At 73.1% G+C, this 10,805-nt stretch carries 9 protein-coding genes; 4 read left to right on the forward strand and 5 right to left on the reverse strand.

Annotated features, from left to right (window positions below; all coding sequences use genetic code 11):
* Positions 1-42: 42 nt before the first annotated feature.
* Positions 43-789 (reverse strand): HdeD family acid-resistance protein, encoded by a 747-nt coding sequence (locus tag ACFWVV_RS28880; RefSeq protein WP_384353403.1) that lies wholly within the window; start codon positions 787-789, stop codon positions 43-45.
* 106 nt (positions 790-895) lie between these two features.
* Between ACFWVV_RS28880 and ACFWVV_RS28885 the strand changes: the two genes are divergently transcribed.
* Positions 896-1,660, forward strand: a complete 765-nt coding sequence (locus ACFWVV_RS28885; RefSeq protein ID WP_384353162.1) for an enoyl-CoA hydratase/isomerase family protein — start codon at positions 896-898, stop codon at positions 1,658-1,660.
* A 31-nt stretch (positions 1,661-1,691) separates the two neighbouring features.
* On the opposite strand, the gene ACFWVV_RS28890 is transcribed toward ACFWVV_RS28885, so the two are convergent.
* Together ACFWVV_RS28890 and ACFWVV_RS28895 are read right to left on the reverse strand one after the other, a co-directional pair.
* The gene (locus tag ACFWVV_RS28890) at positions 1,692-2,336 is read right to left on the reverse strand and encodes a DJ-1/PfpI family protein (protein ID WP_384353159.1); all 645 of its coding nucleotides are present in this window, start codon (positions 2,334-2,336) and stop codon (positions 1,692-1,694) included.
* Between the two features lie 66 nt (positions 2,337-2,402).
* Positions 2,403-3,395: a GlxA family transcriptional regulator gene (locus tag ACFWVV_RS28895; RefSeq protein WP_384353156.1), complete on the reverse strand. Its 993-nt coding sequence runs from the start codon at positions 3,393-3,395 to the stop codon at positions 2,403-2,405.
* A gap of 110 nt (positions 3,396-3,505) precedes the next feature.
* On the opposite strand from ACFWVV_RS28895, the gene ACFWVV_RS28900 reads away from it, so the two are divergent.
* From ACFWVV_RS28900 to ACFWVV_RS28910, 3 genes are all read left to right on the forward strand, one after another.
* Entirely contained in the window at positions 3,506-4,378 is an 873-nt protein-coding gene (locus ACFWVV_RS28900) for a hypothetical protein (RefSeq protein WP_384353154.1), read from the forward strand.
* A 108-nt stretch (positions 4,379-4,486) separates the two neighbouring features.
* Positions 4,487-4,615 (forward strand): LPFR motif small protein, encoded by a 129-nt coding sequence (locus ACFWVV_RS28905; protein WP_384353151.1) that lies wholly within the window; start codon positions 4,487-4,489, stop codon positions 4,613-4,615.
* Between the two features lie 100 nt (positions 4,616-4,715).
* Entirely contained in the window at positions 4,716-7,187 is a 2,472-nt protein-coding gene (locus ACFWVV_RS28910; RefSeq protein ID WP_384353148.1) for a Tex family protein, read from the forward strand.
* A 214-nt stretch (positions 7,188-7,401) separates the two neighbouring features.
* Here the strand turns inward: ACFWVV_RS28910 and ACFWVV_RS28915 are convergent, their stop codons facing one another.
* Positions 7,402-9,039 (reverse strand): ABC-F family ATP-binding cassette domain-containing protein, encoded by a 1,638-nt coding sequence (locus ACFWVV_RS28915; protein WP_384353145.1) that lies wholly within the window; start codon positions 9,037-9,039, stop codon positions 7,402-7,404.
* A 498-nt stretch (positions 9,040-9,537) separates the two neighbouring features.
* Positions 9,538-10,581 (reverse strand): oxidoreductase, encoded by a 1,044-nt coding sequence (locus ACFWVV_RS28920; RefSeq protein ID WP_384353142.1) that lies wholly within the window; start codon positions 10,579-10,581, stop codon positions 9,538-9,540.
* Positions 10,582-10,805 lie beyond the last annotated feature (224 nt).

Raw genomic sequence — 10,805 nt, forward strand, 5'->3', positions numbered from 1 at the left:
CCGTTTCCGTGCGCCGCGAGCCCCTCTCTCGCCGTTTTTACATCAATTGGGCGACCGGTCCTGATCCTCCGGCTTGTCGAAGCCTGACTGTCCCCCGGTGCCTCGCGGTGCCCGGCCCGTGTCGTAGGGCTGCGGCCCGCCCACGGAACCGGGGGTTTCGGGACCCCCGGTGGTTGTCCCGCGCCCCGTGCCGTTCGCGCCGCCCACGCTTGCCGTGTCCCCCGGCCGCATCGTTTCGGACACCATGGAGACGACCCTGCGCCCGCCGAGGCCGATCGAGATCAGGCCGAGCCCGTCGAAGAGCAGCGCCAGCGAGAAGAAGGTGCCGAGGACGTAGAGGCTGCTGTGCGGCCAGTCGAAGAGCACCAGGAGGCCGAGCAGCAGGCCGAAGGCGCCCTGGACCAGCGTCCAGCCGAACTGCGGGCCGCGCACCACCACGCTGCCGACGACCCTGAACAGTCCGCCGGTCAGGAAGAGCAGGGCGGCGAACATCGTCAGCGCCTCGGCACTGACCACCGGGTGGCGGATGACGACGACGCCCGCCGCGATGTTCAGCGCGGCGACGACCACGCCCAGCCAGAAGAAGTTGGTGCCGCGCGACTGCACCGACTGGAGCAGCCCGACGAGTCCGCCGACCAGCAGCAGCCAACCGAACAGCAGCATGGAGGTGAGCGTGGCGAAGCCTGTGTAGAGGAGTCCGACGACTCCGCCGATGACCAGCAGAATGCCCAGGAACGCCAGCCAGCCGAAATTCCGGCTCAGCTTCCTGGTCGCGCGGTTCGGTTCCATCCGGGTCGGTTCCACCATGCGAGCGCTCCTCGGTCGGCCCCCGTGCCTGCCTCGGCCCCCCGATGCCCCGATCATAGGTTCCCGCAGGGCGGATAGCATCCGGCCCATGCAGCTGCCACCCGGGGTCCACCACAGCATCGTCGACTCCACAGCCACTGTCGTGCTCGGCAACCCCGCCAAACGCAATGCGATGACGACCGGGATGTGGCAGGCGCTGCCCGGACTGCTGGCCGCACTGGCGGGCGACCCCGCCGTGCGCGCGCTGGTCCTCACCGGCGACGGGGACACCTTCTGCGCCGGGGCGGACATCTCCACCCTGCGTGAGCCGGGAGCGACCGGTGCTATGCCGCAGGAGCTGGCGGTACGGGCCGAGGAGGCGCTCGCCTCGTTCCCCAAGCCGACGCTGGCGGCCGTACGCGGGTACTGCGTGGGCGGCGGCAGCCAGCTGGCGGCGGCGTGCGATCTGCGGTTCGCCGAGGAGGGTGCGCTCTTCGGCGTGACCCCGGCGAAACTCGGCATCGTCTACCCGTCGTCGTCGACGCGCCGGCTGGCCGCGCTGGTGGGCCCTTCGACAGCCAAGCACCTGCTCTTCTCGGGGGAGTTGATCGACGCGGAGCGGGCACTGCGCACCGGGCTGGTCGACGAGGTCCTCCCCGCGGGCCAACTCGGCAAGCGGGTGGCCGAGTTCACCCGGATCCTGGTGTCGCGTTCGCAACTCACCCAGGCGGCGGCGAAGGAGTTCGTGGACGGACGCACCGACCGCGACGCGCACTGGCACGAGCAGGCGCGCGGCAGCGGCGACACCGCGGAGGGCGTCGCCGCCTTCCTGGAACGGCGCGCGCCGCGCTTCGAGTGGGAGGTGCGGGGATGAGTCCCACCACCGCTTATGAACTGACGCTCGGTCAATTGCCCATGTCCGCTTGCTCCTTGGCGTTGGCGCGCCAGTAGGCGACCAGGTCCGCCGGGGCCTTCGCCGGGGAACCCGCGTCGAACGGCGGCTGCGGGTCGTACTCGACCATCAGCTGGATGCTCTGGGCGGCGAACTCGCCCCCGATCCGCTCCGCCAGGGTGAGACCCATGTCGATGCCGGAGGAGACCCCGGCGGCGGTGACGTACTTGCCGTCAAGGACGACCCGCTCCTCCGTCGCCTCCACGCCGAGTCCGGCCAGGGTCTCCAGGGCGAGCCAGTGCGAGGTGGCCCTGCGGCCCGCCAGCAGGCCCGCGGCGGCGAGCGCGAGGGAGCCGGTGCAGACGGAGGTCGTCCAGGTGGTGGTGGGGTCGACGGCACGGAGCCAGTCGTGCAGGGGCTTGTTCTCCAGCTGGCTCGCCCGGACGGGGCCGCCGGGCACGACCACGATGTCCGGGCGGGTCACCTCGTCGAAGGACTTGGTGGCGACCAGGGAGAGCTCGCCCCGGTCGTTGAGGACGGGTCCGGCCTGCGCGGCGACCAGGACGGTCTCCGCGCCGGGGAGGTTGCCGAGGGTGTCGTACGGGCCGATGGCGTCGAGGGCGGTGAAGTGCTCGTACAGGGCGATGGCGATCTGCATGGTGTGCTCCGTTTTCTACTGGTGGGACGGTGGCTGGTCGGGGTCGGAGGTGTGCGGCGGGCCGGGTCAGCCCGCGGGCACGGATCTGAAGCGGCGGCGGTACTCGGCCGGGGACGTGCCGAGTGTTTTGACGAAGGCGCGGCGCATGGCCTCGGGGGTGCCGTAGCCGCAGGCCCGTGAGACGCACTCGACGCCGTCGGAGCCGTCCTCCAGCAGGCGGCGGGCGTGCTCGATGCGCACCCGTTCGACGTAGCGGCCGGGTGTGGTACCGGTCTCGGCCTGGAAGGCACGGGCGAAGTGCCGGGGCGAGAGGCGGGCACGGGCGGCCAGGGTCTCGACGGAGAGATCGGCGTCCGGGTGCTCGGAGATGTGGCGCTGCACCTCGCGCAGCGGGTCGCGCACGGCCGTCTGGGCGGCGAGCTGGGCACTGAACTGGGCCTGGTTTCCCGGGCGCCGCAGAAAGACGACCAGGTGCCTGGCGACGGTCAGCGCGGCCTCCCGGCCGTGGTCCTCCTCCACCAGCGCCAGCGCGAGGTCGATGCCGGAGGTGACTCCGGCGGAGGTGGACAGCTGACCGTCGCGTATGTAGATGGCGTCCGGGTCGACGTCGACGCGGGGGTGGTTCCTGGCCAGGCGCTCGCTGAAGAACCAGTGGGTGGCGGCCCGCCGCCCGTCCAGCAGCCCGGCCTCGGCCAGCGGGAAGGCGCCCGTGCAGACGGAGACGAGGCGTCCGGCGTGCGGCGCGTGGGCGCGCAGCCAGGCGATGAGTTCCGGATCGCTGTCCCGGGTCCCCTCGCCCCCGGGAACGAGCAGGGTGACGCCGGTTCCCCGGCCGTCGGCGAGGAGGTCCGCGGCCTCCGCCAGCCCGAGGTCCGGGGTGAGACGCAGACCGCTGCTGGTACGGACCGCCATGCCGTCCAGGGATGCGGTGCGGATGTCGTACGGAATGCCGGTGACGTGGCCGGCGCCCGCGAACACCTCGATCGGGCCGGTGACGTCGAGGCTCTGCACGCCGTCGAAGAGCACGGCCAGGACGAGTGGGGGGCACTGCTGTGTCATGGCTCCATGCTGGGCGCGCCGGGCGATGGCCGCAATGACGAGTTCCCCTCCTTTCCTGCCATTCCGCCCAGGGCTGTACCGGCGTACCGACCAGTCGGTAACGTGCAGGTATGACTGAGACCCCCTCGCTCCCCGCGCGCGCCGGACGGCGCTGCCACAACCCCCTCAACGCGCTCCACTCGACGGTCTACTTCTCCCCCGAGTACGCCGAGGAGCTGGCGTCGATCGGGATCGACGACCCGGAGGCCCCGTTCTTCGTGGGCCGGGTCGCCGCCCTCGGCCAGGTCGGCCCGGGCGTGGTCGCCGCCGCGTTCTACAACTACAACTACGACCTGATCGCCAAGGTCCTCCCGGCGCTCTGGGAGACCGTGACGCCCGAGGCCGTGCTCGGGGCGCGGATGCGCGCCGCAGACGCGGCGCTGCGCCGGCTGCTCGGCGCGGAGGTCATCGCGTCCGCCGAGATGGCGGAGGCCGCCGCGCTGGCGGTGCGCGCCAGTGAGGCGTGCTCCCGGCAGGCCAGGCCGCTCTACGCCGCGCACGCCGACCTGCCGATGCCCGAGGCCCCGCATCTCGCGCTCTGGCACGCGGCGACGCTGCTGCGCGAGCACCGCGGTGACGGCCACCTCGCGGCACTGCTCACCGCCGGGCTCGACCCCGTCGAGGCGCTGGTCAGCCACACCGCCACCGGCAAGGGCATGAACCCGCGCTGGGTGCTGCGCACCCGCGGTTGGTCACGCACCGACTGGGACGCGGCGTCCGACCGGCTGCGCACGCGCGGACTGCTGGACGCCGGTGGCGAGCTGACCGAGGCGGGTGCCGCCCTGCGCGCGGACGTCGAGGACACCACGGACCGGCTCGACCTGGCACCGTACGAGCACCTGGGCGCCGCCGGGGTGGAGCAGCTCACGGAGCTGGGCCGGGGCTTCCTGATGACGGCGGCGACGGCGGGGGCCTTCCCCGAGACGCTGGTCGGCAAGGGCTGAGCGGGGCTCGGCCGGCCCGGGCGGCAGGCGCCCTTCCGGTTGCCGGGTTTGCACAACGCAACTGCGGCAACCCGCACGGGGACCCCAGCGTCCGACGAGGAGGACCCCGTGTTCCGTGCCATTGCCGATGCCCTGCGCACCGTCGGGGGCGCCATCGCCACCGTCGTCCTTCCGTTCCGCCTGCTGGCCAAGCTGTTCGGCGGCGCCTCGCGCGGCGGACGCGCCCGCCGCGCGTGATGCGCTGCTTGGCGCTGCCCTGGCGCACGGCAGAATGCAGGGGCACCGCAGTGGAGGTGCACCATGCACTGCCCGCAGGAGAAGGCGAGTCGGTAACACCGTGACGACGTCCACCGAAAGCATCGAAAGCAGGATCGCCGGGGAACTCGGCGTCAAGGACCGGCAGGTCAGGGCCGCCGTCGAGCTGCTCGACGGAGGCTCGACCGTGCCGTTCATCGCTCGCTACCGCAAGGAAGCGACCGAGATGCTCGACGATGCGCAGCTGCGCACCCTGGAGGAGCGGCTGCGGTATCTGCGGGAGCTGGAGGACCGCCGCTCGGCGATCCTGGATTCCGTACGCGAACAGGGCAAGCTGGACGCTGCCCTGGAGGCGCGGATCCGCGGCGCCGAGACCAAGGCGCGGCTGGAGGACATCTATCTCCCGTTCAAGCCCAAGCGGCGCACCAAGGCGCAGATCGCGCGCGAGGCCGGGCTGGCGCCGCTGGCCGAGGGCCTGCTGGGGAACCCGTCCATCGACCCGCTCGCCGCCGCCGCGTCGTTCGTCGACGCGGACAAGGGTGTGGCCGACGCGGCCGCCGCGCTGGACGGGGCCCGCTCGATCCTGACCGAGCACTTCTCCGAGGACGCCGACCTGATCGGCGAGGTCCGCGAACGCATGTGGTCGCGCGGCCGGCTGACGGCGAAGGTCCGCGCGGGCAAGGAGGAGGCGGGCGCTAAGTTCGCCGACTACTTCGACTTCGCGGAGCCCTTCACCGTGCTGCCCTCCCACCGGGTGCTGGCAATGCTGCGCGGCGAGAAGGAGGACGTCCTCGACCTGGTCCTGGAGCCGGAGCCGGACGACACGGAGGTGACGGGCCCGTCCTCGTACGAGAACATGGTCGCCCGTCGTTTCGGCATCGCCGACCGCGGCCGTCCCGGGGACAAGTGGCTTGCGGACACGGTGCGCTGGGCGTGGCGGACGCGCATCCTGGTGCATCTGGGCATCGATCTGCGGCTGCGGCTGCGGACCGCTGCCGAGGACGAGGCGGTACGGGTCTTCGCGGCGAACCTGCGCGACCTGCTGCTCGCCGCCCCGGCGGGGACGCGGGCCACGCTGGGGCTCGACCCCGGGTTCCGTACCGGTGTGAAGGTCGCCGTCGTGGACGCCACCGGGAAGGTGCTGGCGACGGACGTCATCCACCCGCACGTGCCCGCGAACCGGTGGGACGAGGCGCTGGGCAGGCTGGCCCGGCTGGCGAAGGAGCACGCGGTCGAACTGATCGCGATCGGGAACGGCACCGCTTCGCGGGAGACCGACAAGCTGGCCGGTGAACTGATCGCCGCGCACCCCGAGTTGAAGCTCACCAAGGTGATGGTGTCGGAGGCCGGTGCCTCGGTGTACTCCGCATCCGCCTTCGCCTCCCAGGAACTGCCCGACATGGACGTCTCCCTGCGCGGCGCCGTCTCCATCGCGCGGCGGCTGCAGGACCCCCTGGCCGAACTGGTGAAGATCGACCCGAAGTCGATCGGGGTCGGCCAGTACCAGCACGACCTGTCCGAGGTGAAGCTCTCGCGGTCCCTGGACGCGGTGGTCGAGGACTGTGTGAACGGCGTCGGGGTGGACGTCAACACGGCGTCCGCGCCGCTGCTTTCGCGGGTTTCGGGCATCGGTTCCGGGCTGGCGGAGAACATCGTCGCGCACCGTGACGCCCACGGCCCCTTCCGGTCGCGGAAGGCGCTGAAGGAGGTGGCGCGGCTCGGCCCGAAGGCCTACGAGCAGTGCGCGGGCTTCCTGCGGATCCGGGACGGCGAGGACCCGCTGGACGCGTCGAGCGTGCACCCCGAGGCGTACCCCGTGGTGCGGACGATGGTGAAGTCCGCCGGGGTGGATTCCCTGGTGGGGAACACGGCGGTGCTGCGGGGGCTGCGGGCCGAGGACTTCGTGAACGAGAAGTTCGGTCTGCCGACGGTCTCCGACATCCTGCGGGAGCTGGAGAAGCCGGGGCGGGATCCGCGCCCGGCGTTCAGGACCGCGACCTTCAAGGAGGGCGTCGAGAAGATCGGCGACCTGGCCGCCGGAATGGTCCTGGAGGGAGTCGTCACCAACGTCGCCGCGTTCGGCGCCTTCGTCGACGTCGGGGTGCACCAGGACGGACTGGTGCACGTCTCCGCGCTGTCGAAGACCTTTGTGAAGGACCCCCGGGACGTGGTGAAGCCGGGCGACGTCGTCCGGGTGAAGGTCATGGACGTCGACGTTCCGCGCAAGCGGATCTCGCTGACGCTGCGGCTCGACGACGAGGCGGCCGCCGGCAGGCCGGCGGGCGGCGGCTCGCGTGCGGGAGGTGAGTCGTCCTCCGGGTCCCGTGCGGGCGGGCGGGCGCCGCAGCCGCGCAAGGGTGGTCAGGGCCAGAACCAGAGCCAGGGGCAGGGGCAGGGGCAGGGCCAGGGGCGGAATGCCGGTGGCCAGGGCGGCGCCCGACAGCAGCGGAGCGGTGGCCAGCAGGGCGGCCGGCCCGCGGCGCCCGTGGCCAACAGTGCGATGGCGGATGCGCTGCGCAAGGCGGGGCTGGTGGACCGGGGCAAGCGGGGCTGACGCCGGGCCAAGGGCGGGGTGACGCAGGGGCGGGGCCCGCGCAGGTGGCGGGTCCCGCCCCTCGCCGGTGTGGCGGGACCCGGCGTGGGGCGCTGCCCCTCACCGGTGGCGGGACCGGCCGTGGGGCACTGCCCCTCGCACGTGGCGGGCATGCCCCTCGCACGTGGCATGCACTGCCTCTCACACGTGGCGGGCACGCCCTTCGCACGTGGCGTCAGAGCTCGGTGACGCGGCCCCCGGAGACCTCCACCCGGCGGGTGGTGCGGACGGCGTCCAGCATCCTGCGGTCGTGGGTGACCAGCAGGAGTGTTCCCTCGTAGGTCTCCAGGGCCGACTCCAGCTGCTCGATCGCGGGGAGGTCGAGGTGGTTCGTGGGCTCGTCCAGGACCAGGAGGTTCACGCCCCGGCCCTGCAGCAGGGCGAGCGCGGCCCTGGTGCGTTCGCCCGGGGAGAGGGTGGTGGCCGGGCGCAGTACGTGCTCGGCGCGCAGGCCGAACTTGGCCAGCAGGGTGCGGACCTCCGCCGGTTCGGTGTCCGGGACGGCCGCGGTGAACGCGTCCAGGAGGGTCTGTGCGCCGTGGAAGAGGCCGCGCGCCTGGTCCACCTCGCCGACGACGACTCCCGGGCCGAGCACCGCGTCGCCCTCGTCGAGCGGGAGCCGGCCGAGCATGGCCGCCAGCAGCGTCGACTTCCCCGAGCCGTTGGCGCCGGTGATGGCCACCCGGTCCGCCCAGTCGATCTGGAGCGAGACGGGGCCGAAGGCGAAGTCGCCCCGGCGCACGGAGGCCTGGCGCATCGTCGCCACGACCGCGCCCGAGCGAGGAGCGGCGGCGATCTCCATCCGCAGTTCCCACTCCTTGCGAGGCTCGTCCACGACGTCGAGACGTTCGATCATGCGCTGGGTCTGGCGCGCCTTCGCCGCCTGCTTCTCGCTCGACTCGTTCCGCATGTTGCGGCCCATCTTGTCGCCGTCGGTGGACTTGCGGCGGGCGTTGCGCACGCCCTTGTCCATCCAGCCGCGCTGCATCTGCGCCCGGCCCTCCAGCGCCGCCTTCTTGTCGGCGAACTCGTCGAACTCCTCGCGCGCGTGCCGCCTGGCGGTCTCGCGCTCCTCCAGATAGGCCGCGTACCCGCCGCCGTACAGCTTGATCTGCTGCTGGACGAGGTCCAGTTCGAGGACCTTGGTGACGGTGCGGGTCAGGAACTCGCGGTCGTGGCTGATGACGACCGTGCCGGCGCGCAGCCCCTTGACGAAGCCCTCCAGCCGTTCGAGGCCGTCCAGGTCGAGGTCGTTGGTCGGCTCGTCGAGGAGGAAGACGTCGTAGCGGGAGAGCAGCAGCGAGGCGAGTCCCGCGCGGGCGGCCTGGCCTCCGGAGAGGCCGGTCATGGGCTGGTCGAGACCGACGGTCAGACCCAGGGAGGCGGCGACCTCCTCGGCGCGTTCGTCGAGGTCGGCACCGCCGAGGTCGAGCCAGCGGTCGAGCCCGGTGGCGTACGCGTCGTCGGCGCCGGGCGCGCCGTCGACCAGGGCCTGGGTCGCGGTGTCCAGGGCGAGCTGGGCTGCGGCCACGCCGGTGCGCCGGGCGAGGAAGTCCCGGACGGTCTCGCCCTCGCGCCGTTCCGGCTCCTGCGGGAGGTGGCCGACGGAGGCGGTGGGCGGGGAGAGGCGCAGCTCGCCGCTCTCCGGGGTGTCCAGGCCGGCGAGCAGCCGCAGCAGGGTGGACTTGCCGGCTCCGTTGACTCCTACGAGACCGATCACGTCTCCGGGAGCGACCACGAGGTCGAGGTCGGCGAAGAGGGTGCGGTCGCCGTGGCCGGCGGCGAGGTTTTTGGCGACGAGGGTGGCAGTCATGAGGGGTCGATCCTAAACGAGGGCACGCGGGACGGATCCCGCGCACCGGAGCCGGGCAGGCAGCCGGGGGCCGCTGGGCGGTCCCGCTGGGCGGTCCCGCTGGGCGGTGCCCCGCAGGTGACCCGGCGGCCGAGGCTGTCCCGCGCGCCGGGGCGGCGCGGACAGCCGGGGGCCTAGGCGGTCCCGCGCGCCCGGGCCGCGCGGGTAGCCGGGGGCCTAGGCGGTCCCGCGCGCCGGGGCCGCGCGGATAGCCGGGGGGCCGAGGGCCGGGCAGTCCCGCACGGCGGAGCCCCACAGGTGGCCCGGGGGGCCGCGGCACTCCGCGCGGCGGTCGAGCGGGAGTGGGCGGGGTCGGGCGGGGTCGGGAGGCCGGTGACGGGTGGTGGTCCTGCGGGTGGGCGGGGCGTCGGCGGCCGGACTGCGCGGGCGGACGGGAGGCGCCGGGCAACGGGCGCGCAGGTCCGCCCGGGTTCGCGCTGCGTGGCTTCGCGGGCGGGGTCAGCGGGCCATGGGGGTGGTCAGGACGCCTCCCATCGTGCGGGCCACCAGGAAGGAGCGGCCTCGGGTGGCCCGTTCGTCCAGCGGGATGCGGTGCCTGCCGGGCTCCAGGAGGCCCTCGAAGACCACCTCGGTGCGGATGCGGTGCAGGCGGTCCTGGCGGTACGCGATCAGCTGCACCCGGCACGTCGAGGCGACCTCGACGCCCGCTTCGCCGTCGGCCGCGACCAGCCGGACCAGGCGGCGCTGATCGTGCGGGGTCCGGTCCAGGGCGTGTTCCAGCTGGGCGACCAGAAGGGGGACGATCGGGGCGTGGCCCTCCACGAAGGCGGGCTCCACGCCCGCCCGGGCGAAGGCTTCCCGTACCGCCTCCTTCTCGTGTGGGGCGACCGCTCCGCCGAAGGCCACCGCGCCGTACGTCCTGATCTCGTCCGGCGGGACCCGGTCCGCGTTCTCCGCGATCTCCGCGCCGATGTTGCTCGTACGGAGGGCTGCCGCCAGCTTGGCGAGGACGGCGACGCGCGAGCCGATCAGCAGGACGCGGCGGGCGGGCGGCGCCGCGGGCGGTCCTTCGTGGGCGGTGTCGTCGGGCAGGAGCCGGCTCAGCTCGGTGCGGTAGGTGTCCGCGTCGAAGCGGAACGGTCCTATCCCGTGATAGCCGTCGCGGTCCAGGTCGGCGGTGTCGGTGGTCTGCCAGGCGAAGTCGCGCCAGACGATGTCCGCGCCCTCCTGCTCGATGACGGCGGTGACCGCGCCGCATTCGAGGCTCTCGCAGTCGGGGCAGCCGTAGATGACGTACCGGCCGCCGGGAAGCGGGGGCGCGGCCTGCAGGAGGAGTCTGCGGACGTGGGTGGTGAAGATGGCCGGGGGGACGTCGGAGGCCAGCGGGGAGACGGCGTCGAGGTCGGAGAGCTGGTGGAGGAGGGGGCGGCCGTCGACGACGAAGTCCATGAAGTCGCGGTGCAGTTGGTAGGCGCCGGTGGCGAGTACGCCCCCGGCGCGGATCGCCGGGGCCAGCCCGAAGGTCGCGTGCGCGGCAGACATGGGGTGAGTATCCCCAGCGGGAACCGGTTGTGCGCACCGGATCGTGAATTCGGTGCCGCCGGGGTTGCAGGCGTCCTGGGAGCCGCCCACGACGGGCGGGGCGGGGAGGAACGAGTGCGTGCCTCGTTCCGACCCCCCCCCCCACCACCCCCCGGGGGGCTATATACCGGTTTGCCCACCCCCCCAGCGTGACAACGGGGGGTGGGTGTTAAACGGTTAGTTGG

It is taken from the genome of Streptomyces sp. NPDC058663, from assembly GCF_042716745.1.
In the GTDB taxonomy this organism is placed as follows: Bacteria; Actinomycetota; Actinomycetes; order Streptomycetales; family Streptomycetaceae; genus Streptomyces.